The sequence below is a fragment of the Micromonospora sp. H61 genome (assembly GCF_018070325.1).
Taxonomy (GTDB): Bacteria; Actinomycetota; Actinomycetes; order Mycobacteriales; family Micromonosporaceae; genus Micromonospora; species Micromonospora salmantinae.
Map to the genome: position 1 here is coordinate 1 of NZ_JAGPXY010000084.1, position 26,313 is coordinate 26,313.

Annotated in this window: 25 protein-coding genes and 3 tRNA genes; 19 read left to right on the plus strand and 9 right to left on the minus strand. The window is 72.9% G+C overall.

The window, feature by feature from the left end:
- On the minus strand, positions 1-827 hold an 827-nt coding region (locus tag KBX08_RS28450), incomplete at its 3' end, for an endonuclease/exonuclease/phosphatase family protein (RefSeq protein WP_307850674.1).
- A 386-nt stretch (positions 828-1,213) separates the two neighbouring features.
- Here KBX08_RS28450 and KBX08_RS28455 point away from each other — a divergent pair.
- The 7 genes from KBX08_RS28455 to arfB all read left to right on the plus strand — a co-directional run bounded on the left by KBX08_RS28455 (position 1,214) and on the right by arfB (position 6,790).
- Positions 1,214-1,720, plus strand: coding sequence for a hypothetical protein (locus KBX08_RS28455; RefSeq protein ID WP_210786399.1), 507 nt, complete (start codon positions 1,214-1,216; stop codon positions 1,718-1,720).
- 291 nt (positions 1,721-2,011) lie between these two features.
- Positions 2,012-3,061: a MoxR family ATPase gene (locus tag KBX08_RS28460; protein ID WP_210786400.1), complete on the plus strand. Its 1,050-nt coding sequence runs from the start codon at positions 2,012-2,014 to the stop codon at positions 3,059-3,061.
- On the plus strand, positions 3,058-4,071 hold the full coding sequence (locus KBX08_RS28465) for a DUF58 domain-containing protein (RefSeq protein WP_210786401.1): 1,014 nt from the start codon (positions 3,058-3,060) through the stop codon (positions 4,069-4,071). The genes KBX08_RS28460 and KBX08_RS28465 overlap by 4 nt, the downstream gene beginning before the upstream one ends.
- The gene (locus tag KBX08_RS28470; RefSeq protein WP_210786402.1) at positions 4,068-5,027 is read left to right on the plus strand and encodes a VWA domain-containing protein; all 960 of its coding nucleotides are present in this window, start codon (positions 4,068-4,070) and stop codon (positions 5,025-5,027) included. Before KBX08_RS28465 ends, KBX08_RS28470 begins: the two co-directional genes overlap by 4 nt.
- Before the next feature lie 38 nt (positions 5,028-5,065).
- A complete protein-coding gene (locus KBX08_RS28475) occupies positions 5,066-5,935 on the plus strand; it encodes a S1C family serine protease (protein WP_210786403.1) in 870 nt (289 codons plus the stop codon).
- A 98-nt stretch (positions 5,936-6,033) separates the two neighbouring features.
- Positions 6,034-6,330, plus strand: a complete 297-nt coding sequence (locus tag KBX08_RS28480) for a hypothetical protein (protein WP_210786404.1) — start codon at positions 6,034-6,036, stop codon at positions 6,328-6,330.
- A gap of 34 nt (positions 6,331-6,364) precedes the next feature.
- Positions 6,365-6,790, plus strand: a complete 426-nt coding sequence (arfB, locus tag KBX08_RS28485; RefSeq protein WP_210786405.1) for an alternative ribosome rescue aminoacyl-tRNA hydrolase ArfB — start codon at positions 6,365-6,367, stop codon at positions 6,788-6,790.
- 95 nt (positions 6,791-6,885) lie between these two features.
- Here the strand turns inward: arfB and KBX08_RS28490 are convergent, their stop codons facing one another.
- Positions 6,886-7,752: a 3-methyladenine DNA glycosylase gene (locus tag KBX08_RS28490; RefSeq protein ID WP_210786406.1), complete on the minus strand. Its 867-nt coding sequence runs from the start codon at positions 7,750-7,752 to the stop codon at positions 6,886-6,888.
- A 33-nt stretch (positions 7,753-7,785) separates the two neighbouring features.
- Positions 7,786-9,249 carry a hypothetical protein gene (locus tag KBX08_RS28495; RefSeq protein WP_210786407.1) on the minus strand — a complete coding sequence of 488 codons (1,464 nt, stop codon included), beginning with the start codon at positions 9,247-9,249 and terminating at the stop codon, positions 7,786-7,788.
- A 174-nt stretch (positions 9,250-9,423) separates the two neighbouring features.
- Between KBX08_RS28495 and KBX08_RS28500 the strand changes: the two genes are divergently transcribed.
- From KBX08_RS28500 to KBX08_RS28515, 4 genes are all read left to right on the plus strand, one after another.
- Entirely contained in the window at positions 9,424-10,227 is an 804-nt protein-coding gene (locus tag KBX08_RS28500) for a fumarylacetoacetate hydrolase family protein (RefSeq protein WP_091393135.1), read from the plus strand.
- A gap of 108 nt (positions 10,228-10,335) precedes the next feature.
- Positions 10,336-10,407 (plus strand) — tRNA-Gln (locus tag KBX08_RS28505).
- Between the two features lie 134 nt (positions 10,408-10,541).
- A tRNA-Glu gene (locus KBX08_RS28510) sits at positions 10,542-10,614 on the plus strand.
- A 151-nt stretch (positions 10,615-10,765) separates the two neighbouring features.
- Positions 10,766-10,838, plus strand: a tRNA-Glu gene (locus tag KBX08_RS28515).
- A 209-nt stretch (positions 10,839-11,047) separates the two neighbouring features.
- Here KBX08_RS28515 and KBX08_RS28520 read toward each other — a convergent pair.
- A complete protein-coding gene (locus tag KBX08_RS28520) occupies positions 11,048-11,734 on the minus strand; it encodes an IclR family transcriptional regulator (RefSeq protein ID WP_007456408.1) in 687 nt (228 codons plus the stop codon).
- Between the two features lie 49 nt (positions 11,735-11,783).
- On the opposite strand from KBX08_RS28520, the gene leuC reads away from it, so the two are divergent.
- The 4 genes from leuC to KBX08_RS28540 all read left to right on the plus strand — a co-directional run bounded on the left by leuC (position 11,784) and on the right by KBX08_RS28540 (position 16,815).
- Positions 11,784-13,229: a 3-isopropylmalate dehydratase large subunit gene (gene leuC, locus KBX08_RS28525; RefSeq protein ID WP_210786408.1), complete on the plus strand. Its 1,446-nt coding sequence runs from the start codon at positions 11,784-11,786 to the stop codon at positions 13,227-13,229.
- A 14-nt stretch (positions 13,230-13,243) separates the two neighbouring features.
- Entirely contained in the window at positions 13,244-13,831 is a 588-nt protein-coding gene (gene leuD, locus KBX08_RS28530) for a 3-isopropylmalate dehydratase small subunit (RefSeq protein WP_210786409.1), read from the plus strand.
- Between the two features lie 172 nt (positions 13,832-14,003).
- Positions 14,004-14,705 carry an HU family DNA-binding protein gene (locus KBX08_RS28535; protein WP_210786410.1) on the plus strand — a complete coding sequence of 234 codons (702 nt, stop codon included), beginning with the start codon at positions 14,004-14,006 and terminating at the stop codon, positions 14,703-14,705.
- A gap of 163 nt (positions 14,706-14,868) precedes the next feature.
- Entirely contained in the window at positions 14,869-16,815 is a 1,947-nt protein-coding gene (locus KBX08_RS28540) for an endonuclease/exonuclease/phosphatase family protein (protein WP_210786411.1), read from the plus strand.
- A 27-nt stretch (positions 16,816-16,842) separates the two neighbouring features.
- Here KBX08_RS28540 and KBX08_RS28545 read toward each other — a convergent pair whose 3' ends face one another.
- From KBX08_RS28545 to cofC, 5 genes are all read right to left on the minus strand, one after another.
- On the minus strand, positions 16,843-17,721 hold the full coding sequence (locus KBX08_RS28545) for an NUDIX hydrolase (RefSeq protein ID WP_210786412.1): 879 nt from the start codon (positions 17,719-17,721) through the stop codon (positions 16,843-16,845).
- Positions 17,709-19,229: a CYTH and CHAD domain-containing protein gene (locus KBX08_RS28550; RefSeq protein WP_210786413.1), complete on the minus strand. Its 1,521-nt coding sequence runs from the start codon at positions 19,227-19,229 to the stop codon at positions 17,709-17,711. The genes KBX08_RS28545 and KBX08_RS28550 overlap by 13 nt, the downstream gene beginning before the upstream one ends.
- A gap of 24 nt (positions 19,230-19,253) precedes the next feature.
- A complete protein-coding gene (locus tag KBX08_RS28555) occupies positions 19,254-21,380 on the minus strand; it encodes an RNA degradosome polyphosphate kinase (protein WP_372494951.1) in 2,127 nt (708 codons plus the stop codon).
- 291 nt (positions 21,381-21,671) lie between these two features.
- Positions 21,672-21,869 (minus strand): cold-shock protein, encoded by a 198-nt coding sequence (locus KBX08_RS28560; protein WP_030335323.1) that lies wholly within the window; start codon positions 21,867-21,869, stop codon positions 21,672-21,674.
- Between the two features lie 58 nt (positions 21,870-21,927).
- Positions 21,928-22,575, minus strand: coding sequence for a 2-phospho-L-lactate guanylyltransferase (gene cofC, locus KBX08_RS28565; protein ID WP_210786415.1), 648 nt, complete (start codon positions 22,573-22,575; stop codon positions 21,928-21,930).
- A gap of 128 nt (positions 22,576-22,703) precedes the next feature.
- Here cofC and KBX08_RS28570 point away from each other — a divergent pair, with 128 nt between their 5' ends.
- The 4 genes from KBX08_RS28570 to KBX08_RS28585 all read left to right on the plus strand — a co-directional run.
- Positions 22,704-23,441, plus strand: a complete 738-nt coding sequence (locus KBX08_RS28570; protein ID WP_210786416.1) for a 1-acyl-sn-glycerol-3-phosphate acyltransferase — start codon at positions 22,704-22,706, stop codon at positions 23,439-23,441.
- Positions 23,438-24,445, plus strand: a complete 1,008-nt coding sequence (locus KBX08_RS28575; RefSeq protein WP_210786417.1) for an NAD(P)H-dependent glycerol-3-phosphate dehydrogenase — start codon at positions 23,438-23,440, stop codon at positions 24,443-24,445. The genes KBX08_RS28570 and KBX08_RS28575 overlap by 4 nt, the downstream gene beginning before the upstream one ends.
- A gap of 8 nt (positions 24,446-24,453) precedes the next feature.
- Positions 24,454-25,572 carry a cystathionine gamma-lyase gene (locus KBX08_RS28580; RefSeq protein ID WP_210786418.1) on the plus strand — a complete coding sequence of 373 codons (1,119 nt, stop codon included), beginning with the start codon at positions 24,454-24,456 and terminating at the stop codon, positions 25,570-25,572.
- Positions 25,573-25,580: 8 nt separating this feature from the next.
- A partial coding sequence (locus KBX08_RS28585) for a putative protein N(5)-glutamine methyltransferase (RefSeq protein WP_210786419.1) occupies positions 25,581-26,313 on the plus strand: 733 nt, incomplete at its 3' end.

Below are 26,313 nucleotides of genomic sequence, written 5' to 3' on the forward strand. Positions count from 1 at the left end.
ATGGTGACGGGTGGGATGAGGTCGCCGTCGTACGGACCCCAGGTGCCGGTCAGGCCCTCCCCGGTGGCGTCGGCGGCGTCGACGTAACCGCTGCGCAGCAGGGCCCGCAGTGGACCGTGGTCGAGGGTCGCGTTGAAGTCGCCGGCGAGGATTCGCAGGCCACCGTCCGGGGTGGCCGGTGGTTGGGCGGTCAGGTCGGCACGCCAGGCACCCACCTGGTCCAGCGCGTACGGCGCCGAGGGGTGGGCCGACTCGACGCGGACCGGGGGCCCGCCGGGCACGGACACCGTCGCGTACGCCTGGCTGAAGCCCCAGCCCTCGAGGTTGCGTCGGACGCCGCCGTCGGTGATCGGCCACCGCGAGTAGAGCCCCGAGCCGGGGGTGCCGATCTCCGGGTTGAGCTGCCGGTGCGGCAGCAGCGTGGCCAGGCCGAGCTGATCCAGGGCGGTCTGCGCGTCCGGGGTGAACTCCTGCACGGTGAGCACGTCCACGTGGTGTCGCCGGACCAACTCCACCAGTGTCGGCGCGTCGCCGGCGCCGGCGAGCAGATTGGCGGTGAGCAGCCGCACGGTCGGCCCGGCCGCCGCCGGCTGCGGGTTGGCCAGCGCCCGAGGTGCGACGGTGCCGAGCAACGCCACCGCTGCCAGGGCCGCGAGCGCCGCCGGCCACCAGCGCCGCAGGGCGAGCGCGAGGGCCAGGACCAGCACGCTGACGCCCGCGACGTACGGCGTGAAGGCGAGCGCCTGCACCAACGGCCCCCGGTCCAGGCCGAGCAGTCGGGCGGCCGCCCACAGTGCGGTGGGTACGACGGCAAGCCAGCAGAGCACCGTGGCGAGCCGAGCGTTCCGGTGCGCGGGTGGAGCGTCGACGATCACGACGATGATCGTAGTCGGGCCTGACGAACCCATTTCATGAATGGCGATGCGCTCACATTTCACAATTATCTGACGGTTGGTTGACACCCCGGAAAAGCGAGATCAACTATTGACTGGCGGCTTTTTTCGGTGCTACGTTCCATCTGGCTTAAACGACGCAACTCTGAGTAGTAACCGCAGCTCAGGTGGGATGTAGATTGCTGATAAATCAATCTCGTCGGGTGTGAGCGAGGCAGCTTTCCCCCGCCCAACTGTCGTCGTACGCCTATTTATGGGCAGTCATCCGTCCCGCCCCGCGGGTCGGCCGAATTCGCACGGTCACACAAGGGGGACCTGTCATGAGCACATCCTTCCGACGTAAGGTGGCGGCGGTCACGTTCGCTGTCCTGGGGCTCAGCCTCGCCGGCGGGGGCATCGCTATCGCCCAACCGTCGGCGAAGGCGCCGCAGGAAACGGTCCAGCCGGCACGCGGCACGAACTCCCAGCCGCCGGTCAGCGCCGAGTCGGCGCGCATCGCGAAAGCCGCGCTGAAGGCGAGTGCGGCCACCCCACTGGTGGCCACAAACGTCTTCACCGTCGTCAACTCCAACGGCACCAAGGCGCGCGGCGGCGGCACCGTGGTCAAGTACGGCGTCGGGGAGTACGAGGTGATCTTCGGTCACACCGTCTCGGCCGGTGCCTTCCTGGCCACCCTCTCCCTGTCCGGCTCCTGCTGCATTCCGCCGGGTGGCGAGGTCTCGGTCGCCCCGCGGCTGCTGACGCCCAACGCGGTCTTCGTGCAGACCCGCAACTCGGCCGGGACGCCGGCCAACCTGGGCTTCACCCTGCTCACCCACACACCCTGACCGAACCGACACCCGGCCCCCGTCGCCTCCGGCGCGGGGGCCGGACCCTGTCCGCCCGGCGCGCCGGAGGCGACGGGGGCGCCGCGAGGTCGGCGGTCCAACTGGCCGTCCTCGACCGGTTCGTACCCGGTCGGGCACCGCATGGTCGGTCACCTGCCGGTTGGGCGCTCCTCGGCAGGCTCGCGACGGTCGTCACCCTTCCGCGCGGCTCATCCCCATTCCGGCCACTCCGGGCCGGTCCCTGCCGCACAATCCCACGTTTGCCGAGCGTGTGCCAGGGAAGCAAGCACCGTGACGGACATCTCGGACACCCTGGCCAGCATGCCCAGCCCGGTCGATCCGGAGCCGACCGGCATCGAGCTGGAACAGACCCTCTTCGAGGTCAAACGCGTGATCGTCGGGCAGGATCGCCTCGTCGAACGCCTGCTCACCGCCCTGGTCGCCAACGGACACTGCCTCCTGGAGGGGGTACCCGGCGTGGCCAAGACACTGGCCGCGCAGACCCTCGCGACAGTGGTCGGCGGCACCTTCTCCCGGATCCAGTTCACCCCGGACCTGGTGCCCTCCGACATCGTCGGCACCCGGATCTACCGGGCGTCCAAGGAGACCTTCGACATCGAGCTGGGCCCGATCATGGCCAACCTGGTGCTGGCCGACGAGATCAACCGGGCCCCGGCCAAGGTCCAGTCGGCGCTGCTGGAGGCGATGGCCGAACGGCAGGTCTCGATCGGCGGGCGCAGCTGGCCGGTGCCGGAGCCGTTCCTGGTGCTGGCCACCCAGAACCCGATCGAGTCCGAGGGGGTCTACCAGCTCCCGGAGGCACAGCGTGACCGGTTCCTGATGAAGGTGGTGGTCGACTACCCCAGCGACGCCGACGAACTGGCCATCCTCTACCGGATGAGCACCGACCGGCCCACCCCGCGTCCGGTGCTCGACGCGCAACGGCTGCGGGACCTCCAGATCCACGCCGAGCGGGTCTTCGTCCACCACGCGTTGGCCGAGTACGTGGTGCGGCTGATCCTCGCCACCCGCGACCCGGGCCGGTTCGGGCTGCCGGAGATCGCCCCGCTGTTGGCGTACGGGGCCAGCCCCCGGGCCACCCTGGGCCTGGTCGCCGCCGCCCGGGCACAGGCCCTGCTGCGGGGACGGGAGTACGTGCTGCCCGAGGACGTCCGCGAGCTTGCCGTCGACGTCCTCGCCCACCGGCTGGTGCTCTCCTTCGACGCGGTGGCCGACGGGGTGTCGGCCGAGAGCGTGGTGCGACGGCTCGTCGAGGCGGTGCCGCCGCCCCGGCTGGCCACCGGGCACCCGCAGCAGACACCGGATCTGGCGGCGGCATGAGACGCGCCGCCGTCGCGCCCGCCGACCCCGGCCTGGCCGAGCTGGCCCCGGACCAGCGCCTGCGCCGCCTGGAGCTGACCGTCACGCGCCGACTGAACGGCCTGCTGCACGGCCAGTACCGTGGTCTGCTGCCCGGTCCCGGCAGCGAACCGTCCGGCAGTCGCGAATACCGGCCGGGCGAGGACGAGGTCCGCCGGATGGACTGGGCGGTGACCGCCCGGACCGCAGTGCCGCACGTCCGGCAGGTCGACGCCGACCGGGAACTGACCACCTGGCTGCTCGTCGACGGCAGCGCCAGCATGGAGTTCGGCACCGCCGAGCTGGACAAACGGGAACTGGCGGTGGCCGCCGTCGCGGCGGTCGGCTTCCTGACCGCGGGCGTCGGCAACCGCCTCGGCGCCCAGGTGCTGCGCGCCGACGGGGTACGCCGCTTCCCGGCCCGCAGCGGGCGTACCCATCTACTCTCCCTGCTCCGCGCGCTGCTCGCCGCCCCCCGGGCCACCGCGCCCACCGACCGGCCGGGGCGTGGGCCGGAAACCCCACCGCCCGACCTGGCCGACGGCCTCGACGCTCTGCACCGCATCGCCAACCGGCGTGGGCTGGTCGTGGTGGTCTCCGACTTCCTCGACGGCCTGCCCGACGACCCCGGCCAGACAGCGCCCTGGGAGCGGACCATGCGCCGGCTGGCCGTCCGGCACCAGGTGCTGGCGATCGAGGTGACCGACCCGCGTGAGCTGGAACTACCGGACGTCGGCCTGATCACGCTCGTCGACCCGGAGACCGGTCGGCACCGCGAGGTGTGCACATCGGACAGTGGGCTGCGCGAGCGGTACGCCGAGGCCGCCACCGCCCAGCGCGAACAGGTCCACCAGGCGCTGCGCCGCAGCGGGGCCACCCACCTGCCGCTGCGCACCGACGGCGACTGGAGCGCGGACATCGTCCGGCACGTGCACGCCCAGCGTCGGCTGGCCGCCGCGCCGGTCGGCCGCCCCCGGGGAGGTGCCGCGTGATCTGGCAGTCGCCGTTGCGGCTCTGGCTACTGCTCGGCGTGCTCGCCCTGGTCGTCGCGTACCTGGTGCTGCAACGCCGACGCAGCCGGTACGCGGTCCGCTTCACCAACCTGCGGCTGCTGGACCGGGTGGCGCCGGAGCGGCCCGCCTGGCGTCGACACGTACCGGCCGGGCTCTTCCTGGCCATGCTGGCGCTGCTCGTGGTCGGCTTCGCCCGACCGAGCGCCGAGGTCCGGGTGCCCCGGGAACGGGCCACTGTGATGGTGGCGGTGGACGTCTCCACGTCGATGCTCGCCACCGACGTCGAACCGGACCGGTTGGCCGCGGCGAAGGAGGCCGCCCGGCGCTTCGTCGAGGGCCTGCCCGACGAGTTCAACGTGGGTCTCGTCGCGTTCGCCGGCAGCGCCGCCGTGCTGGTGCCCCCGGGCATCGACCGGGACGCGCTCGACGAGGGGATCGACCGGCTCGCCGAGGGCATCACCGGTGTCCAGGGCACCGCGATCGGCGAGGCCATCAACACCTCACTCGGCGCGGTCAAGAGCCTGGACAGCGAGGCCGCGAAGGAGACCCCACCCGCCCGGGTCATCCTGCTCTCCGACGGCGCCAACACCTCCGGGATGGACCCCATGGAGGCGGCCGCGGAAGCGGTGAAGGCGGAGGTGCCGGTGCACTCGATCTCGTTCGGCACCCCGTCCGGGTTCGTCGACCGAGGTGGACGACCCATCCAGGTGCCGGTGGACGGACAAACCCTCAAGGCGGTCGCCGAGGAGACCGGCGGCATGTTCCACGAGGCCAGCACCACCGACGAGCTGCGAGCCGTCTACGACGACATCGGCAGTTCGGTCGGCTACCGCACCGAGCGGCAGGACATCTCGGCCCGGTTCATCGGCCTCGGACTGGTGTTCGCGATGGGTGCCGCCGCCGGGTCGATGCGCTGGTTCTCCCGGCTGCCCTGACCGCCGCGCACAACCGACGTCGACAGTGAGGAGTACGCATGGCAGTGCAGACCGGACTGGGCGAACCGCGCGGTCCCTGGTTCATCTCACCGGAACTCGACCCGGACGGGCGCGGGTGGTGGGACACGCCCGAGCGGGACCCGGGAGGGCGACGGCCTGGGCGGCTGCTCGCCGTGTTGGCAGTGGTGGCGGTCTCGGCCGTCTCCGGTGCTCTCGCCGGCGGCGTGGTGGCCAGCCGGGACGGGGCTGGGGGCCCGGCAGCGGCGTCCGCCGCCCCGGTGCCGGCCGAGCTGGTCACCGCGGCCGAGCGGACCGTACCCGGGGTGGTGTCGGTGCTGGCCGGCGGCACGACCGGCGGATCCGCGACCGGCGGGTCCGCGACCGGTTCCGGCTTCGCGGTGGACGACCAGCAGCACCTGATCACCAACGACCACATCCTGGCCAAGGGGGGTGGCGGGCCGGTGACAGTGGAGCTGCCCGACGGCCGCCGGTTCGCCGCCGAGGTGGTCGGACGGGAGCCGCGCAGCGACCTGGCGGTGCTGAAGGTGCCGGCATCGGCCGGTCTCACCCCGCTGCCCCTGGCCAAGCCCGGCGCGACCCGGGTCGGTGAGCCGGTGCTCGCTGTGGGGTCGCCGCTCGGTCTGGCCGGAACGGTCACCGCGGGCATCGTCAGCGCGCTCGACCGGCAGGTGCGGCTCGGCAACAACCGGCACACCGCGGTGCAGACCGACGCGTCCATCAACCCCGGCAACTCCGGTGGGCCACTGGTCAACGCGCGCGGGGAGGTGGTCGGGGTGAACACCGCCATCGCCACCATCGACGGAAACGGCTCGATCGGCATCGGGTTCGCCATCCCGATCGACCAGGTGCAGCAGACCGCCGACACGATCATCGGCAAGGGCGGCTGAGCTGCCCGAACGCCCTGGCGGGGGCCACCACTGTCAGATATCCGGCCGGACGGCATCGGATCATGGAAATATTACGCTCGGTATGGATACTGGCGGAGGTGGAGCGTCCTCTTCTCACGGTCCTCCTGCTGGTGGGCCTGGTCATCGGATGTGCAGTGGGGTCGGCGTACGCCCGGGCACGACGCGGGTGGAACGATTACCAGACCGTCAAGAAGTCGGTGCCAGGCGCCCGCCGGGGCGCCTGGTCGCTGATCCGCGGCGTCGTCGTGAAGGCCGCGGTGATCGGGGTGCTTCTCTTCGGCGCGGTGGCGTACGCGGCCGTCGGCTCCGACGAGGAGACCGCCGGGCCGGCACCCAGCCAGTCCCCGACGCAGAGTGAGCCTCCGCACCGATGACCCCCGGCGGGTCGTCGCGGGTTAGCCTCGGGGCGTGGACGACGGACTGCGGGTGACCGACCGGTGGGTCGTCCCCGCCGGGGAGCTACGGGAGCGCTTCTCCCGCTCGTCGGGGCCGGGCGGGCAGGGTGTGAACACCGCGGACTCCCGGGTCGAGCTGAGCTACGACGTGGCCAACTCGCCGGCCGTGCCCGAGTGGCTGCGGCCGCGGGCGCTGGCCCGGCTGGCCAACCGCCTGGTCGACGGGGTGCTGACGATCGCCGCCAGCGAGCACCGGGCCCAGCTGGCCAACCGGGAGGCGGCCCGGGCCCGGATGACCGCCCTGCTGCGGGAGGCCGCCGCGCCCCCACCGCCGACCCGCCGAGCGACCCGCCCGTCCCGTGGGGCCAAGGAACGCCGGCTGGCCGAGAAGAAACGCCAGTCCCAGCGCAAGCGGGACCGCCGCGCCGACGACGACTAGGCCGGGACGGCGACTAGGCCGGGACGACGACCAGGCCGGGACGACGACCAGGCCGGGACTACGACCAGGCCGGGACTACGCCTAGTCCGGGACGACTAGTCCGGGCCGGCGGCGAGCACCCGGTCGCGCAGCACGGCGGCCCGCACGGCGAACCCTCGCTGGGCCGCCGCGTACTCCGCCCGGCCGTCCGGAGTCTCCACGCGCACCGGCGGGTAGCCCAATGCCGCCAGGTCGTACGGGCTGGCCCGCATGTCCAGCGTGCGGATGTCCCGGGCCAGGTCGAACGCGTCGGCCACCAGTTCCGAGGAGACCAACGGCGACAACTTGTACGCCCACTTGTACAGATCCATGTTGGCGTGCAGGCAGCCCGGCTGCTCGTGCGCGTGCTGCGTCTCCCGGGTCGGGGTGAGCAGGTTCAACGGGCGGGCCGGCGGGGTGAAGAACCGGAACGCGTCGAAGTGGCTGCACCGCACGCCCCGCTCCTCGACGATCCCGGCGGTGCGTTCCGCGCTGAGCCGCAGCGGCCAGGCGTTGTGCCGCAGCTCCTCCCGGGTCTGCCGGTAGACCATCGCCCACTCGTGCATCCCGAAGCAGCCGAAGTGCGGCGCACGTCCACGCGTCGCCTCGAGCAGGGAGCGGATCCAGGCGATCGAGTCGCCGCGCCGGGCGCGTACCCCAGCGGTGTCGAGGGTGACCCCGGCGGTGCCGGCGCGGTAGTCGCGGCCGAACTCGGCCGGATCGGCGTCCCGCAGCTCGACCCCGGGCCCCGGATGCCAGCGCCGCAGCTGGGCCGGGCGGTGCGAGTAGTAGGTGAACAGGAAGTCGGCCACCGGATGCCGCTCACCGCGCCGTCGCCGGGCCAGGTGCGGGGTCAGCCAGACGTCCACCCGCTCCTCGTGGGCCCGTCGGCGGGCCTGCCACTGCGTCGCGTCGAGCACGGCGGGGGCGAGGGCGGCGGTCACGCACCCAGGGTACGACCGCCGCCCGCACACCGATCAGGGCATCTGCACCCGGACCCCGGCGGAGAACACCCCGCTGCGCAGCTCCAGCTGCTGGGGCGGATCCCGCCCGTCCACGGTGAAGACCAGCGGGAGCACCATCCGGGTGCCCGCCGCCATCGGGTCGGCGAAGACGTCCCGACCCAGGTTCGCCGTCCGGGTGGCCGACTCGTCGGTGCTCACCCAGCGCCCGCCGGGCAGGTACGCCCGTTGCAGCTCGCTGTGCCAGGGCTGGTGGTCGCCGGTGACGTTGCGCACACCGACGGTGGCCTCGCAGCGTCGCCCGTTGGCCGGTGCGGCACCGCCGCCGTCGGCCTTCCCGGCGGTGCCGGGCGCGCCGCAGGTCATCCGGTACACGGTGAACTCGAACGCCGACTCGCGCAACGGCACGCCCAGCGACCCGTTGACCCCGGTGCCCACCCACGCGCCGCTGGTGGGCTGCTTCTGCGTGTCGATCGCGGCGACCTGCCGGGTCGCCGTCCAACCCGCGGTGCCGACCACACCGGCCAGCACCACGACGGCGGCGCCCACCAACATCCAGACCGGCGGGGTACGCCGACGCCGTACCGGACTCGGCGCTGCCGGGCGCGGGTAGACCGTCCCGCGGTCACCCTCGGCGCCGCCGCCGGTGGACAGCGCGGCGGCCGTCACCCGACGCCCGCGCCGACGTCGCCACACCCACACCAGGGCGGCGCTGATCAGCAGCAGGACCGCCAAGCCGGCGAGCAGCACCGGGTAGCGGCGCCACGGCGGCGCCTCGCCCACCTCGGCCGCCGGTGCCGCTGCCGCCTGCCAGGTGGCAGTGGCGCAGTCGTACGGCCGGCTGCCGTCACTGGTGAACGCGCAGGTCGGCGCGGTCAGTGGCCGGCCCGGCGCGGTCGCCGCGAGCGCGGTGCCCAGGGTGGTGGTGCTGTGCGCGGGCAGCCGCAACCGCCAGGTCACCTCGGTGGCCGATCCGCCGGCCGGGGTGGACCGGCCACCACCGCTGATCGCGGTCGTCGACGAGCCGGGCGGCAGTTCCTGACGCACTGTGGTCTCCAGCGGCGAGTTGCTCACGTTGCGCACCTGGATCCGGTACCTCGGTGCCGGGCTGCTCTCCGTCGCGACCGCCACAGTGACCTGTTGCGGGGGCGCCGACGCCGGCGCCCGGGCCGGTGGTGCCATCGCCGGTGGCGCCGAGGGCGGGGTGGGCTCGGTCACCCGCGCGACCATCGCCACCGGCGGCCGGGTTCCCGCTGGTGCTGCTGTGGCGGCCGGTGGTGCTGGCGTGGCGGCCGTTGGTTGCGGCGTGGCGGCCGGTGGTCGTGGCGTGGCCGCCGTTGGTTGTGGCGTGGCGGCCGGTGGTCGTGGCGTGGCCGCCGCCTCCGGAGCCGCCGTCGGCAGGGCCGGCACGGCGGCGAGGATGCCGAGGCAGTGCACGAACACTGCTAGGGCTCTGTGGTGTCGTGTCGATGCAGGCATACGAACGAACCTCCGGAGCCGACGCTAGGGGCGAGCCACCTCCGTGCGGGTACGAAGTCGAGAAGTCCGCCCGGGTCACCTCCAGCTCCGATAGGGTGCCGCGCGCTGACGGGTTGAGCACACCCGAGTGCCGGTCCTGGCCGGTTGGGGCGTCGGCGGCGCTAGATTGGCCGGGTGCGTATCGCTCGTTTCGCCCATGCCAAGGGAATGTCGTTCGGTGCCGTCGAAGGCGAAGCGGAGGCCGGGCCGCAGGGCCTGACCATCGCCGAGATCGAGGGCCACCCGTTCGGCAATCTCTCCTTCAGTGGGGCCCGCTGGGCCCTCTCCGACGTCCGGCTGCTCTCGCCGATCCTGCCCAGCAAGGTCGTCTGCGTCGGCCGCAACTACGCCGACCACGCCGCCGAACTCGGCAACGAGGTGCCCAAGGAGCCGCTGCTCTTCCTCAAGCCGTCCACCTCGGTGATCGGCCCCCGGGACGCCATCCGACTGCCGATCTTCTCCAAGCAGGTCGAGCACGAGGCGGAGCTGGCGGTCGTGATCGGGGCGCCGGGTGCGCGCCGCGCCGACCGCGCCGCCGCCGAACGCGCCATCTTCGGCTACACCTGCGCCAACGACGTCACCGCTCGGGACCTGCAGCGTTCGGACGGGCAGTGGACCCGGGCCAAGGGCTTCGACTCGTTCTGCCCGATCGGCCCGTGGATCACCACCGGGCTGGACGTCTCCGACCTGGAGATCCGGTGTGAGGTGGGTCGCAACCCGGAGGAGATGGAGGTACGCCAACTCGGCCGGACGAAGGACATGGTCTTCGACGTGCCGGGCCTGGTGTCGTACATCTCGCACGTGATGACTCTGCTGCCCGGCGACGTCGTTCTCACCGGCACTCCAGCCGGGGTTAGCCCGCTTGTCGAGGGGGATACGGTCACCGTGCGGATCGACGGCATCGGCGAGCTCACCAACCCGGTGGTGCCCGTCGCCTGATCCGTCTGATGCCCCTGTTTCCGCAGCTCACGGGTGGTTCGGGGGGATCGGATTTGGCCTGCCGGCACCGGGAGGGTAAAGTTCACTCCCGGCGCCGCAAGGGGCCAATGGGGTATGGGGTAATTGGCAGCCCGACTGATTCTGGTTCAGTTAGTCTAGGTTCGAGTCCTGGTACCCCAGCGCTGCTGGAATTCGCGAGAATTTCCAGACGCTGGATTCTGACGGAGTTCGACTCCGCCCCTTCGGGGGCGGAGGGTGGTCTTCGGTAGAGTGCAGCTCCTCCACCGGTAAGGTGGGGGAGCAAAAGTTGTTCTGGCCCCGTCGTCTAGCGGCCCAGGACGCCGCCCTCTCAAGGCGGTAGCGCCGGTTCGAATCCGGTCGGGGCTACAGCGTGCACAGCCCGTCTCACCTCGTGAGGCGGGCTGTTTCGTGTCCGCCGCCGGGCCCTCGGGTGAGAGCGCACCCCGCGCTCGTGCCCGGGTGCGGTGCCGCTAGACTACATTCGCACCGCCCGCGAGGGTGGTGAACGGAAAGTTCTGGCCCCGTCGTCTAGCGGCCCAGGACGCCGCCCTCTCAAGGCGGTAGCGCCGGTTCGAATCCGGTCGGGGCTACAACCAAAGGCTCATCTCGCGACGCGAGATGAGCCTTTCTCGTCCCCACCCACCCCTCGCCTTGGTGATCAAGAGCTTTGCGTCACGACACGCGGCAGGCGGTGACGCAAAGCTCTTGATCACCGGGAGCGGTCGGGTTGGGGCGGGAGGGCGCGGCGCGGGCAGGGTGGGAGGACGGGGGAGGGGCAGGGGTTGGGCAGGGGTGGGGGTTAGAGGCCGGATAGGCGCTGGCCGGCTCTTACTACGGCCATGGCGTGGCGTTCGCCGGGGCGGCGGCCCAGGCGCTCGATCGGGCCGGAGATGCTGACCGAGGCGATGACCCGGCCGGTGCGGTCGCGGATCGGGGCGGAGACGCTCGCCACACCGGCCTCCCGCTCGGCGACGCTCTGCGCCCACCCGCGTCGGCGTACCTCGGCGAGGGTGCGGCCGGTGAACTTGCTGCGCGGCAGCAGCGGCATCACCGCCTCCGGCGGCTCCCAGGCGAGCAGGATCTGGGCTGCGGAGCCGGCGGTCATCGGCAGTACCGAGCCGACCGGGACGGTGTCCCGTAGACCGCTGGCGCGTTCCGCCGCCGCCACGCAGATCCGCTCGTCGGCGCGGCGCAGATAGAGCTGTGCGCTCTCTCCGGTGGCGTCGCGCAGCGCGGCCAGCAGCGGCTCGGCGGCGGTCAGGAGAACGTCCGGCGCGGCGTTGGCCAACTCGCCCAGGCGAGGGCCGGGCCGCCATCTGCCCTGGGTGTCACGCACCAGCATTCGGTGGATCTCCAGGGCCTGGGCCAGGCGATGTGCTGTGGCCCGGGGCAGCTTGGTGCGTTCGACGAGTTCGGCCAGGCTGGCGCCGTCCACGCAGGCGGCCAGGATGACCACCGCCTTGTCGAGAACGCCGACACCGCTCATACTGTGTCCCACAAGCCGAAACTTACCTCCCAGAATTTAGGATGTCCAGATGGTGGGAGTCACTCCTGAGCCGAGGACCCTGGCCGAGAAGGTCTGGGACGCGCACGTCGTACGGTCCGCCGCTGGTGAGCCGGACCTGCTCTTCATCGACCTGCACCTGCTGCACGAGGTGACCAGCCCGCAGGCCTTCGACGGGCTGCGGCTCGCCGGGCGCCGGGTGCGTCGTACCGACCTGACCCTCGCGACCGAGGACCACAACACCCCGACCGGGTACGCCGACCCGGCGTTCCGCCTCCGCCGTGGTGACCTGCTCACCATCGCGGACCCCACGTCGCGTACGCAGATCGAGACGTTGCGCCGCAACTGCGCCGAGTTCGGCGTGCGGCTGCACCCGCTCGGCGACGACAACCAGGGCATCGTGCACGTGATCGGCCCGCAGCTCGGTCTCACCCAGCCGGGCCTGACGATCGTCTGTGGCGACTCGCACACCGCCACCCACGGCGCCTTCGGCGCGCTCGCCTTCGGCATCGGCACCAGCGAGGTGGAGCACGTGCTGGCCACCCAGACGCTGCCGCAGAGCCGGCCGAAGACGATGGCCGTGAACGTCACCGGCCGGCTCGCGCCCGGCGTGACCGCCAAGGACCTGGTGCTCGCGCTGATCACGCAGGTCGGCACGGGTGGGGGTCGCGGGCACATCGTCGAGTACCGCGGCGAGGCGATCCGCGCCCTCTCCATGGAGGGGCGGATGACCATCGCCAACATGTCCATCGAGTGGGGCGCCAAGGCCGGCATGATCGCGCCGGACGAGACCACCTTCGCGTACCTCAAGGGTCGACCGAACGCGCCGCAGGGCGCGGACTGGGACGCGGCGGTGGCGTGGTGGCTGACGCTGCCCACCGACGAGGGCGCGCGCTTCGACGCCGAGGTGACCCTGGACGCCAGCCAGATCACCCCGTTCGTCACCTGGGGCACCAACCCCGGGCAGGGTGCGCCGCTGAGCGCCCCGGTGCCGGACCCTGAGGAGTTCACCACCGACTCGGAGCGCACCGCCGCCCGCCGGGCCCTGGAGTACATGGACCTGCGCCCCGGCACCCCGCTACGGGAGCTGCCCATCGACGTGGTCTTCGTGGGGTCCTGCACCAACGGCCGCCTGGAGGACCTACGGGCCGCCGCCGACGTGCTGCGTGGCCACCGGGTCGCCGACGGCGTCCGCATGCTCGTGGTGCCCGGCTCCGCCGCCGTGCGCGAGGCCGCCGAGGCCGAGGGGCTGGACAAGGTCTTCGCCGACGCCGGGGCCGAGTGGCGGTTCGCCGGCTGCTCCATGTGTCTGGGGATGAACCCCGACACGCTGAAGCCGGGCGAGCGCTCCGCCTCCACCTCGAACCGCAACTTCGAGGGCCGTCAGGGCCGGGGCGGGCGTACCCACCTGGTCTCCCCGCCGGTGGCCGCCGCCACCGCAGTGGTCGGCCGGCTGGCCGCCCCCGCCGACCTGTAGAAGGGACCGACGAGATGGACAAGTTCACCACCCACACCGGCACCGCCGTGCCGCTGCGCCGGTCCAACGTGGACACCGACCAGATCATCCCCGCCGTGTACCTCAAGCGGGTGACGCGGACGGGCTTCGCCGACGGGCTGTTCAGCGCCTGGCGGGAAGATCCGGCATTCGTACTCAACGATGAAAACTATTCTGGGGCGTCGATCCTCATCGCCGGCCCGGAGTTCGGCACCGGCTCCTCCCGGGAGCACGCCGTCTGGGCGCTACGGGACTGGGGCTTCCGTGCCGTGGTGGCCCCGCGCTTCGGTGACATCTTCCGCGGCAACGCCCTCAAGGAAGGTCTGTTGCCGGTCGAGTTGGAATTGAAAGCCGTCGAAGAGTTGTGGGACCTGGTCGAGGCGGGTCCCACCACTGCGGTGACCGTCGACCTGACCGCCCGCCAGCTCAGGGCGGGGGACGCGAGCTGGTCGTTCCCGCTGGACGACTTCAGCCGTTGGCGGCTCCTGGAAGGCCTCGACGACATTGGACTCACCCTCCGCCACGCCGGCGACATCGACTCCTACGAGGCGCGCAGACTGCCGTTCCTGCCCTCCGTTGCATAGCCGTTAGGCCGCCCGCGCAGCGGATTTCACCCCCATCGGTCCATCCGGTGGGGGTGAATCCGTTACGACACAAGGGCTTTTTTCTACCGAATGTTTGTGTCCCGGCAGCACAGGGCATACCGTGCGCGCAGAATGGCTCGCGACGAGTCAGTTGCACAATCGGGAGGAAGTCGTGAACAAGGCCGAGCTCATCGAGGCGCTCGCCGTTCGCCTGGGGGACCGGAAGATGGCGACGGCCGCGCTCGACGCGGTCCTCACCGAGGTCCAGGCGGCGGTCACCAAGGGCGAGAAGGTGGCGATCACCGGATTCGGAGCATTCGAAAAGCGTGTGCGTGGCGCGCGAACAGCGCGCAACCCGCGTACCGGCGAGGCAGTGAAGGTCAAGAAGACGTCAGTCCCGACCTTCCGCCCCGGCGCCGGGTTCAAGGAGATGGTGGCCAGCGGCAAGGTGCCGAAGGCCACGGTGGCGACGAAGAAGACCGCCACCAGCACCGCCACGGCCAAGGCGGCGGGCACGAAGGCGACCGGCACCAAGGCGGCCACCGCCAAGGCGGCGGGCACCAAGGCGACCACGGCGAAGGCGGCCAGCAAGAAGACCGCCCCGGCCAAGGCGAGCAAGACCGCCACAGCGACCAAGACGGCCGCCAGCAAGAAGACCGCCCCGGCCAAGGCGAGCAAGACCACCACGGCGACCAAGACGGCCGCCAGCAAGAAGACCACCGCGGCGAAGAAGACCACCGCGGCGAAGAAGACCACCGCCGCGACCCGGTCGACCGCGGCGAAGAAGACCACCGCGGCGGCGAGCAAGAGCACGGCGGCCAAGAAGGCGCCGGCGAAGAAGGCTCCGGCCAAGAAGGCGGCCAGCAAGCGCTGACCGACCCGTACCGCAAGGGCGTCCACCAGTGGGTGGGCGCCCTTTCGGCGTACCGGGACGGATTTTCGGCGTACGGCGACCCGTTGACCCTGTTGGTTCGCTCGCGCAGAATCGCCGTGCCGGCCACCCCTGGGCCGGCCCGTCGACGGGAAATGGGGCGCCGGTGCGCTACCGCCAGCTCACCACCGGCACGCTCGTGCTGGGCGTGGTCCTCCTCATCGACGTGCTGCGGGTCTGGCTGCCCGGCATCATCACCATCTTCGGTCAGGCGGCGTCCACCCCGGCCGAGCTGATGGGGGCGTTCGCCCTCGGCTGGTTCGTGCTCGCGATGGGCGCACCCGCCGTGGTCCGCCGAGTCGGAGCCCGCCCGGTCACTGTCGTCGCCGCTGTCGCGCTCGCCGTCGCCCGGCTCGCGCTCACCGCCGCTCCCGGCGGGCGTACGCAGCTCTGGTTGGCCACCGCCGGGTTGCTCGCCGGGCTGGTCTGGCTGGTCGGCGTCGCCACCGTCACCGACCGCCCGGTCCCGGGGCTGGCGTTGGGGTTCGCTGTCAACGCGGCAGTGCACGCGGTGCTGGACACCGTCGACCTGGTCTGGCGGGGTGACTGGGTGGCCTGGCTGCTCAGCGCCGTCGCGGTGGCGGTGTTCCTGGTCGGCACGGCGCGATCCGGCCGGCGCGGTGGTGCAGGTGACGCCCTCGCTGGCCCCGCTGACGCCCCTGTCGGCCCCGCTGACGCCGCTGCCGGCCCTGGTGGTGGCCGAGCCTGGCTGCTGGCCGGTCCGGCGCTGCTGCTGGCCGGAATGGTGGCGCTCTCGCCGGCGCTGGCCCGGACCGGGATGTCGTACCTGGTCGCCGGGGACGGGGTGGCTCGTTCGCCGCTGTTCGGCCTGGCGCCGGTGCCGGTGGCGGTCGCCGGGTTCCTGTGCGCCGCGTTGACCCGGCCACCGGTTGGGTGGGGCCGGGCGTACGGTCCGGTGGCGCTGCTCGGCGGCGCCGTGCTGTTCGCCCTCGACCGGGGCGACCTGCTCGTGCCGGCCATCCTCCTCGCCGCGGTCGGCCTCGGCGCCTGCCTCGCGCTGACCGACGACGCCAGCCAGCCAACCAGCGACACCGCCAGCACCAGCGCCTCCCGGCGGGGGCACGCGGTCGCCGCCGGGATGCTCGTCTTCGCGCTGGGAGCGGTCGGCTACTACTCGGCCTACGACCTCGGCTACCCCAACGCGGCGGTGCCGGTGGTGGTGGCCGTGCTGATCGCCGCCGTGGCGTTCACCGCCCGCCCCGTCGTCCACCGGCTTCCCGGGCCGTTTCCGCCGCTCCGGGCCGCCGCCGCGGTCACCGCGCTGGCCCTGCTGGCCCCGGTGCTCGCCGACGAGGTGCCGGTGGCCAGCAACCGGGACGGCCCACCGGAACGGTTGACGGTGGTGGCGTACAACATCCGGATGGGGTTCGGGCTGGACGGCCGCTTCGACCTGACCGGCCTCGCCCAGGTCGTCGACCGGGAACGGCCCGACGTGGTGCTGCTCAGCGAGGTGGACCGGGCGTGGTTGCTCAACGGCGGGCACGACACCCTGGACCTGTTGGCCGACCGGCTCGCCATGCCGTACGTCTTCGGGCCGGCCGCCGACCCGGTCTGGGGTGACGCGGTGCTCAGCCGTTGGCCGGTACGCGATCCGCGAACCCTGCCGCTGGCCGCCGTCGGCGCACCCACCGGAGCGCAGGCCCTCGCCGTCACGCTGGACCTCGGTGACGGTGTCCGTACCGCAGTGGTGAGCACCCACCTGCAACCGCCGCCCGGCAAGGGTCCGGTGGTCCAGGCCCGCGCGGTCGCCGACTTCGCCACCCGGTACGCGGCCGGTCGGCCGTTGGTGGTGGCGGGTGACCTGAACACCGAGCCGGGTGACGAGGCGTTCGCGGAGTTCACCAGGGCCGGCCTGGTCGACGCGCTGGCCGCCGCCCGACCGCTGGCGACCAGCCCGGCGGACGATCCGCGCCAGCAGATCGACCACATCTTCGTCTCGCCCGGCCTGACCCCGACTGATCCGGTCGCGCCGCGCAGCACCGCCAGCGACCACCTGCCGGTCGCGGTGACAGTGACACTGCCGCCCCGCTGACCAGGCCGCGCCCGTCGAACGTGGGCCCTACAGGCGATCGGCGGCGAGCAGCCGGTCGGCGGCGAAGGCGAGCAGCCAGCCGCCGCCCTTCGGGGTGGTGAAGTCCTCATCGGTGCGGCCGGTCAGGCGCTCCAGGGCGCCCGGCAGGACCTTGCCCTGGCCGCACACCGCCGACTGGCCACCGGTGCCGGCCAGCTCCAGCAGTCGGGCGGCGGTGGCCAGGACCTGCTCGTCGCTCTGCTGGCCGGGTTGTGGCTCGTCCAGGTCGCCGCAGACCTCGATCGGCAGGTCGAGCAACGCGGCGGTCGGGTCGAGTGTCTGCACGCACCGTCGCGGCGACGCCGACACCAGTCGGGCCGGCCGGATCAGGGCGATCAGCTCGGCCAGCGTGCTCGCCTGGGCCCACCCCTCGGCGTCCAGGGGCCGCCCGACGTCCGGGCCGGACCAGGTGGCCCGCTTACCGGCGTGCGCGTGCCGGACCAGCGCGACCGTCGCCGTGACCGACGGCAGCGCGGCGAACGCCGCCAGCACCTCGGCGTCGTGCGGGTAGCTGACCAACCGGATCGCGTCGTCCACAGCGAGCCAGCGAATGTCGTCCACCTCGGTGTCCGGTTGGAAACCGCCGCTGGCCACCGCGAGCATCGACCAGTAGTCGACCAGCTTGGGTTGCCCCTCGCTGCGGTACCGCACCGACGGCAGCCGCACCTGCGGCACGCCCCGCACGTCGGCCTCCTCGGCCACCTCACGGACCGCCGCGGCCAGCGCGCGCTCGCCCGGCTCCAGCTTGCCCTTCGGCAGCGTCCAGTCGCCGTAGCGGGGACGGTGCACCACGCAGACGTGGACGCCGTCGTCGGTCGGCCGCCAGGCCACCCCGCCGGCCGCCCGGATGCCCGTCACGGCAGCCAACTGGTGCGCCGTCGCCGGGTGGCCCGGTGCCAGGCAGCCGGCAGCAGTCCCCGCATCCGGCGTACCGACTGGCGTTCCCGCTCGGCCAGCCGTCCGGCGGTGACCGCCAGCTCGTGGTCGTCCGGTCGCTCGGCGGCGATCTCCAACCAGGTGTCCGCCGCCACCGCCGCGTCCTGGTGCTCGCCGAGCACGTCCTGCACCCGGGCGAGCGCGCGGGCCAGCCGCCGTGCGCCCCTGCCGACCGTCGGTGCCACAGCGTTTGCCGCGTACCGGGCCTGCTTGGCCTCCTTGCGGACGGCGTGCCAGCGGTCGTCCGGCGACTGCGGGTCGAGCCCGCCGACGCCGCCCGGCCCGGTCAACCGCTGCCAGGGGCGGGCCACCAGCGCGGGTAGCGCCTGCGCGGCGGGCGCTGCCGCCCGGCGGGTGAACCGGGGCGCGCCGGCGGCCAGCACCAGGGAGTCCACCAGGGCCAGGTAGCGCGCGGAGCCCAGCATCTCGTCGATCGCGGTGAGCGCCCGCCCCTGCCGTTCGGCGAGCACCTCGTCGAGCCGGTTCACAGCGCCACTGTCGAGCGGGCTCAGCGGATCGGCGTCGGCGGTACGGCGCAGCCGCGCGCGAAGCACCTCGGCGTCGCGGGCCGCGCCGAGCACGTCGGCCAGCCAGCGCAACTCGCTGCGCAGCGGGCGGGACCAGGTCTTCCGCAGCAACGGTTTGAAGGTGCGCAGATCACTGCGCAGGCGTCGACAGGCCACCCGCATCTGGTGCACGGCGGTGTCACCACCGGCGGCCGGGGCCCGCAGCCGGACCAGCGGGTCGTGCGCCAACAGCCGGCGGATCTCCTTGCGTAGCGCCTCGGTCACCACGTCACCGGCGCTCGGCTCGGCGGTCAGCCCGGCCGGCGCGACCAGATCAGGATCGGCCTGCGCCGTCGCGCCCAGCGCCCGTACGTGCTTCGGCGTGAACGACCCGCCCTGGGCACCAGCCTCGCGCAGCACCCCGCCGACCAGGTCGAGCAGCTTCCGGTCGCCGGCCCTCAGCTCCACCTCCACCTCGCGGAACGTGTCGGTGGTGGCGCCGGCGTCGTCGAGCACTGTCACCCGGTCGTCCACCACCTCGGCCAGGACAGTGCCGGCCCGGTCGCACACCTCGTAGGCGTGCCGCACCGTCCGCACCACCGTCACCGGAGCCAGCGGCGCCCCCCGGTGCAGGACGGTGACGAACTCCACCAGCTCCGCAGGCGGCTGCCCCTTCGGCCCGGTACGGGAGATCTCGTGCCGGACGCCCGGCGTCCCGGTCGGCAGCTTCACCGTCCACGGCAGCTCGTCGCCCCGGCGGTGGCGCAGCGAGGCACCGGCCCGGGCCAGCCGCAGGTCGACAGTGTCGAGGTAGCGGGCGACCAGCGTCACCGGTGGCAGTGCCCGGACCCGACCACCGGCCGGGGCCGTGCCGGCCAGGTCCGGCAGCACGTAGGCGTCGTCCACCTCGTACTTCTGCTCCTCCTCGACCATCAGCTCAGCCTATGCGGTGCGCGGTCAACTGGCCGTGCCACCGACGCGGCGCAGCAGCAGTTCCTGCAGATGGGCTCGGGGGGCGTCGTCACCGCCGGTACGCCGGGTCCAGGTCCCGTCGCCGGCCAGTTCGAACGCGTCCACTTCGGGGCTCATCGCGGCGGTGAGCACATGGTCCAACTCGGCGCGGGCGATCGGGTCGCTCACCCGCACCAGCGCCTCCACCCGCCGGTCCAGGTTGCGGTGCATGAGGTCGGCCGAGCCCATCCAGAACTCGGCCTCACCGTTGTTGCCGAACCGGAAGACCCGGGAGTGTTCCAGGAACCGGCCGAGGATCGAGCGGACCCGGATGTTCTCCGACAATCCCGGCACCCCAGGGCGCAGCGTGCACATGCCCCGGATGAGCAGGTCGACGTGGACGCCGGCCTGGGACGCGCGGTACAGCGCGTCGGTCACCCCCTCGTCGACCAGGGAGTTGACCTTGAACTGGACCAGGCCGGGCATGCCCAGGCGGACGTGCGAGATCTCCCGCTCGATCCGCTCGATGAGGCCGCTGCGGATGCCCTGCGGGGCCACCAGCAACCGCCGGTACGCGGTCTGCCGGCTGTACCCGGTGAGCACGTTGAACAGGTCGGTGAGGTCGGCGCCGATCTCCGGGTCGGCGGTGAGCATGCCGAAGTCCTCGTACAGTCGGGCCGTCTTCGGGTGGTAGTTGCCGGTGCCGATGTGGCAGTAGCGACGGATCTGGTTGCCCTCCTGCCGGACCACCAGTGCGGTCTTGCAGTGCGTCTTCAAGCCGACCAGGCCGTACACCACGTGGCAGCCGGCGCGTTCCAGGGTGCGGGCCCAGCCGATGTTTGCCACCTCGTCGAAGCGGGCCTTCACCTCCACCAGCACCACCACCTGCTTGCCGGCGGCGGCCGCGTCGACGAGCGCGTCGACGATCGGGGAGTCGCCGCTGGTCCGGTAGAGGGTCTGCTTGATGGCCAGCACGTTCGGGTCGGCGGCGGCCTGCTCGATGAAGCGCTGCACGCTGGTGGCGAACGAGTGGTATGGGTGGTGCACCAGGATGTCCCCGTCGCGCAGGGTGGAGAAGACGCTGCGCGGCACCTCGCCCTCGGCGAGCCGGGGATGGGTGGCCGGCACGAACGGCGGGTCCTTCAGGTCCGGCCGGTCCGCCTCGCCGTAGACCTGCCACAGCGCGGACAGGTCCAGCAGGCCGGGCACCCGCAGTACGTCCTGGTCGTCCATGTCCAGCTCGCGGACGAGCAGCTCCAACATGTGGTCGGAGATGGACGCGGCGACCTCCAGGCGGACCGGGGGACCGAACCGCCGACGGGCCAGCTCCCGTTCCAGGGCTTGGAGCAGGTCCTCGTCGCGGTCCTCGTCGACCTCCACCTCGGCGTTGCGGGTGACCCGGAACAGGTGGCACTCGACCACCTGCATGCCGCTGAACAGCTGCCCCAGGTGCACCGAGATCAGGTCCTCCACCGGCAACATCCGGACGCCCGGCTGGTCCCGGTCCACCCGGACGAAGCGGGGGACGTTGTTGGGCACCTTCACCCGGGCGAACAGCTCCGAGCCGCCGTCCGGGTCACGAACCGCCACCGCCAGGTTCAGCGACCGCCCCGAGATGTACGGGAACGGGTGCGCCGGGTCCACCGCGAGCGGGGTCAGCACCGGAAAGATGTGCTCCCGGAAGTAGGTGCGCAGCCGCTCCCGCTCGCCGTCGCCCAGCTCGCCCCAGCGCAGGATGCGGATGCCCTCGTCGGCCAGCCTGGGCAGCACGTCGTCGACGAAGCAGGCGGCGTGCCGGGCGCCCAGCGCTGCGGTCCGCTCGGCGATCAGCTCCAACTGCGTACGCAGGGGCAGTCGGTCTCCGCCGCGCACCGGCAGGCCGGCGGAGAGCCGCCGCTTCAGCCCGGCGATGCGCACCATGTAGAACTCGTCGAGATTGCTGGCGAAGATGGCCAGGAACTTGGCTCGCTCCAGCAGCGGGGTGCGCTGGTCCTCGGCCAGGGTGAGCACCCGGGCGTTGAAGTCGAGCCAGGACAGCTCCCGGTTGAGGAACCGGTCCTCCGGCAGCGGCGGGGCCGCCCGGGGCTCGTCGTCGTCCCCCGGTGCGGCACCGGTCGGCAGGTCGTCGGGCAGGACCGGGTGGACGTCACCGGCGGCCGGGCCGTCCGCTTCGATGTTCGGGGCGGGGTCGATGACCTCGTCCAGCCCGGAGGAGGCGGCACCGGGGTCGTCGGCGAGCGTGTCAGCGCGGGCGGCACTGGCACGTTCGGCGCGGGACGGGCGGAAGCGCCCATCGGTGCCGCGCGTACGGGAGCCGTTGCGGAGGTCGGTGGCGGGCGGGTGGGCCGGTTGCTCGCGAGGGGTGCTCACCCGCTCATAATCACCCGATTACGGTAAACGCAAAATGAACTTGGGCTCGCCGGGTCAGATCATCGTCGGCAATGTCACTCGGACAACCTCGCCGTCGGGATCGGTGTCGATGCGAACCCGCTGCCCGAGCCGGAGAAGCCGCAGCCCGGAGGCGTCGAAGGCCCGGGCGGGGAAACGCATCTCGGTGCCGTCGTCGAGCAGCAGGACACCGCTGCGCGTCGCCGCGTCGTAGCTGGCCACCGTGCCTTGCATGCTGGCACCGTACACCCGGCGGTTGGCCCCGTGGCACCAGCTCAGCCCACCGGGCGGCTCAGCCTGCGGCGCGGGCGGGCCGACCGGCGGCCACCAGTGCGGCAGTGCGCGGCCCGAGCCCGAGCCGGGCGGCGGCGGCCAGGTCCGCGGCGGTGTCCACGTCCCGGCGCAGGCTGGGCCAGTCGCCGTCGAGCGGCAGCGCACCACTCGCCGCGTGCGCGACCGCCGAGCCCACCCCGAAACGCGGATCCAGCGGTACACCCGGCCCGGCGGTGAGCAGCACAGTGCCCCCGCCAGGCGCGTCCGGCAGGAACCGGCGTACCCCCTGTCGACCGTTCTGCGCCGCGAGCAGCGCGCCGGCCAACTCGGCCGGACGCAGCGCCGGCACATCCGCGGTGATCCCGGCCACCCATTCGCCGGCGGCAGTGGCCGCCCCGTGCCGGAACGCGGCGTTCAGGCCGGCGTCCGGCTCGTCCGGCAGCACCCGCGCGCCGGCGGCCCGCGCCGCCGCCGCCACCCGGGCGTCGTCGGTCACCACCAGGGCCTCGGCGACCGCCGGGCAGGCCAGCACCGCGCGCAGCGTGTCGGCCGCCAGGGCCAGCGCCAACTCCTCGTGCGGTACGCCGGGCAGCGCGCCCCGCAGCCGGCTCTTGCCCACGGCCAGCCGCTTAACCGGCACCACCACGGCCCACCTCGGCTGAGTCACGTCCGCAATCCTGCCAGCCGGACGGCGGGCCCCTCGCTGGCCGTACCGGGGGCGAGCAGGCATGATTTCCGCTGCGGGCGTCGCGGGCGGGATGTCGCGGCGGGGTTGGGGCGCGAAGAGGAGGCACAGTGGCACGGCGGAGGCTGGGGTTCTGGCAACGGTTCGCCGTGTGGCTGGTGAAGCCGGTGATGACCGTCTGGACCCGGCGTACCTGGCGTGGTCAGGAGCATCTCCACGGCGACGGCGGCATGATCATCGTGGCGAACCACATCTCCCACGCCGACCCGCTGGTGTCGGCGCACTTCATCTACGACTCCGGGCGTTGGCCGCAGTACCTGGGCAAGGCCAGCGTGTTCCGGGTGCCGGTGGTCGGCTGGATCCTGCACCGGTGCCGACAGATCCCGGTCGAGCGGGGCAGCGTGGACGCCGTCCGCTCACTGGACGCACTGGTCGCCGCGCTCGACGAGGGCGGCGCGGTCGTGATCTACCCTGAGGGCACCACCACGCGACAGCCGGAGCTCTGGCCGATGAAGGCCAAGACCGGTGCGGCCCGGCTGGCCCTGGCCACCGGCGCCCCGGTCGTACCGGTGGTGATGTGGGGGCCGGAACGGATCTTCGACCCGCGGACGACCCGTGTCAGCCTGCGACCCCGGATTCCGGTGACCGTTGCCGCCGGGGAGCCGATCGACCTGAGCCGGTGGGCGGACGCCGAGCCGACCCGGGCCACCCTCGAGGAGATGACGGACACCATCATGTTGCGGCTGCGGGACATGCTCGCCGAGATCCGTGGCGGTACCCCGCCGCCACTGTGGGAGCGACCGGCCCGGTCCTCCGTCGGCCGCGAGCAGCGGGACGACGCGGCATGAGCGGTCACGTCGCGGTGCTCGGTGCCGGTTCCTGGGGCACCGCATTCGCCAAGATCCTCGCGGACGCGGGGCGGGACGTGACGGTGTGGGCCCGCCGGGCGCCGGTCGCCGAGAGCATCCGGACCGAACGCCGCAATCCGGAGTACCTGCCCGACCTGCTGCTCCCGGCCCGCGTCACCGCCACCGCCGACGCCGCCGAGGCGATCACCGGCGCCGAGGTGGTGGTGTTGGCGGTGCCGTCGCAGACCCTGCGCGGCAACCTCGCCGAATGGGCCGGGCACCTGCACCCGGACTCCACCCTGGTGTCGCTGATGAAGGGCATCGAACTGGGCACCACCAAGCGGATGAGCGAGGTCATCGTGGAGACCGCCGGGGTCGCCGCCGACCGGGTGGTCGTCGTGTCCGGCCCGAACCTGGCCCCGGAGATCGCCGCCGAGCAGCCCGCCGCGACAGTGGTCGCCGGGACGAACAGCGCCCGCGCCACGCTCGTCCAGTCGTCGATCCGGACGCCGTACCTGCGCCCCTACACCAACGACGACGTGATCGGCTGTGAGCTGGGCGGGGCGGTCAAGAACGTGATCGCCCTGTCGTACGGCATCGCCACCGCGATGGGTTTCGGCGACAACACCCGGGCCATGCTGATGACCCGTGGGCTGGCCGAGACGGCCCGACTGGGCGTGGCGCTCGGCGCGGACCCGATCACCTTCGCCGGCCTCGCCGGCATGGGCGACCTGGTCGCGTCCTGCTCGTCCCCGCTGGCCCGCAACCGCACCTTCGGCGAGCATCTGGGCCGGGGCGAGACCCTGGAGCAGGCGCAGACCGCCACCCGGCAGACCGCCGAGGGCGTGAAGAGCTGCCTGGCGATCCGCGACCTGGCCCGGGCGCACGGCGTGGAGATGCCGATCACCGAGCACGTCGAGCGGATCTGCCACGAGGGGATGGACCCGCGCCTCGCCGTGGAGACCCTGATGAGCCGCACCGCCAAACCCGAGTCGTACGAGTGAGGAACCCGATGAGCGAGTGGGGGGACGGCACCCGCTGCGTACGTGCCGGCCTGCCCGAGCCGGCACCGGGGGACCCGTTCCTACCCGGCCCGGTCTTCGCCGCGCCGTACCACCTCGACCCGTTCGAGGGTCAGGGCACGTCGCCGAACGGCTACGGTCGCCCCGACAACCCGACCCGCCGGCTGCTGGAGGCGGCGGTGGGCGAGCTGGAGGGCGGTGACTGCCGCGTCTTCGCGACCGGTCAGGCGGCCATCACCGGCCTGCTGCTCACCCTGCTGCGGCCGGGGGACACAGTGGTGCTCCCCACCGACGGATACTTCCCGGTCCGGGCGTTCGCCACCGGTGTGCTGGAGGCGATCGGCGTCCGGGTGCTGTTCGCGCCGACCGCCGGGCCGTACCCGTCGTTCGAGGGCGTCCGGCTGGTGCTGGTGGAGACGCCCGCCAACCCGGGCCTCGACGTGGTCGACGTGGCGGCCCTGGCCGAGCGGGCGCACGCCGCCGGCGCGCTGCTCGCTGTGGACAACACCACCGCCACCCCGCTCGGACAGCGTCCGTTGGATCTCGGTGCCGACCTGGTGGTCGCCTCCGGCACGAAGGCGCTCACCGGCCACTCCGACCTGCTGCTGGGCTACCTGGCCAGCCGGTCCACCGAGCTGATCGACGCGGTGACGACCTGGCGTACCACCACCGGGGCGGTTCCGGGCGCGTTCGACGCCTGGCTGGCCCACCGGTCACTGGCCACTCTCGACCTGCGGCTGGCGCGGCAGAGCGCGAACGCCGCGGCTGTCGTCGACCTGCTCGCCGGCCGGTCGGACGTGACCGGCCTGCGGTGGCCGGGGCGGCCGGACGACCCGGCGTACCCGGTGGCCTCGGCGCAGATGCGCCGGATACCGGGGGTGCTCTCGTTCGACCTGGGCGACGCCGACCGGGTGGGCCGATTCGTCGAGGCCGCCAAGCTGGTGGCGGCGGCGACCTCCTTCGGTGGCCTGCACACCACGGCGGACCGGCGGGCGCAGTGGGGCGACGACACCGCTCCAGGCTTCGTCCGGCTCTCCTGCGGCGCGGAGGACACCGCCGACCTGGTGGCCGACATCGCCGCCGCGTTGGATGTGGCGGGACCGGTCTGACGTCTCCCATGGCGCTTCCTTTCCCCACCGACCAGGCCGCCCTGGTGGGTCGGTTGCGGGCCGCCGGTTGCGTCTACGCCGAGGACGAGGCCGAGCTGCTGGTGGCCGCCGCGCGCAGCCCTGCGGCGTTGGCCGACCTGACCGACCGTCGGGTGGCCGGCGAACCGTTGGAGTACCTGCTCGGGTGGGCGGAGTTCTGCGGCCTGCGGATAGCCGTCGACGGGGGCGTCTTCGTGCCCCGGGCCCGGACCGCTCTGCTGGTCGAGGTGGCGGCCGAACTGACCGGCGCGGCGCCGGCCGTGGTCGACCTGTGCTGCGGCTCCGGGGCCACCACCGTCGCGCTGGCGCACCGGCTCGCGCCGCGCTGGCTGGCCGCCGCCGACATCGATCCGGCGGCCGTGGCGTGTGCGCGTCGCAACGTCGTCGGGTTGGACGCCGAGGTGTACGAGGGCGACCTCTTCGCGCCGCTGCCCCGGCAGTGGTGGGGTCGACTGGACCTGGTGGTCGCCAACGCCCCGTACGTGCCGACCGACGCGGTCGCGCTGATGCCGCCGGAGGCGCGGCTGCACGAGGCCCCGGTGGCGCTCGACGGCGGCCCGGACGGGCTCTCCGTGTTGCGCCGGGTCGGTGCCGACGCCGCCGGGTGGCTGACCCCCGGCGGCCACCTGGTGGTCGAAGCCGGCACCACCCAGGTCGACACGCTCTGCAAAGCGCTCAGCGCGGCCGGCCTGGTACCCACGG

What these genes read in the sequence shown, in the direction of transcription:
- KBX08_RS28455 (WP_210786399.1), top strand. Translation starts at nt 1,214, where the DNA reads ATGAGCACATCCTTCCGACGTAAGGTGGCGGCGGTCACGTTCGCTGTC.
- KBX08_RS28465 (WP_210786401.1), top strand. Translation starts at nt 3,058, where the DNA reads ATGAGACGCGCCGCCGTCGCGCCCGCCGACCCCGGCCTGGCCGAGCTG.
- KBX08_RS28475 (WP_210786403.1), top strand. Translation starts at nt 5,066, where the DNA reads ATGGCAGTGCAGACCGGACTGGGCGAACCGCGCGGTCCCTGGTTCATC.
- KBX08_RS28495 (WP_210786407.1), bottom strand. Translation starts at nt 9,249, where the DNA reads ATGCCTGCATCGACACGACACCACAGAGCCCTAGCAGTGTTCGTGCAC.
- KBX08_RS28520 (WP_007456408.1), bottom strand. Translation starts at nt 11,734, where the DNA reads ATGAGCGGTGTCGGCGTTCTCGACAAGGCGGTGGTCATCCTGGCCGCC.
- leuC (WP_210786408.1), top strand. Translation starts at nt 11,784, where the DNA reads ATGGTGGGAGTCACTCCTGAGCCGAGGACCCTGGCCGAGAAGGTCTGG.
- leuD (WP_210786409.1), top strand. Translation starts at nt 13,244, where the DNA reads ATGGACAAGTTCACCACCCACACCGGCACCGCCGTGCCGCTGCGCCGG.
- KBX08_RS28550 (WP_210786413.1), bottom strand. Translation starts at nt 19,229, where the DNA reads ATGGTCGAGGAGGAGCAGAAGTACGAGGTGGACGACGCCTACGTGCTG.
- KBX08_RS28560 (WP_030335323.1), bottom strand. Translation starts at nt 21,869, where the DNA reads ATGCAAGGCACGGTGGCCAGCTACGACGCGGCGACGCGCAGCGGTGTC.
- KBX08_RS28575 (WP_210786417.1), top strand. Translation starts at nt 23,438, where the DNA reads ATGAGCGGTCACGTCGCGGTGCTCGGTGCCGGTTCCTGGGGCACCGCA.
- KBX08_RS28580 (WP_210786418.1), top strand. Translation starts at nt 24,454, where the DNA reads ATGAGCGAGTGGGGGGACGGCACCCGCTGCGTACGTGCCGGCCTGCCC.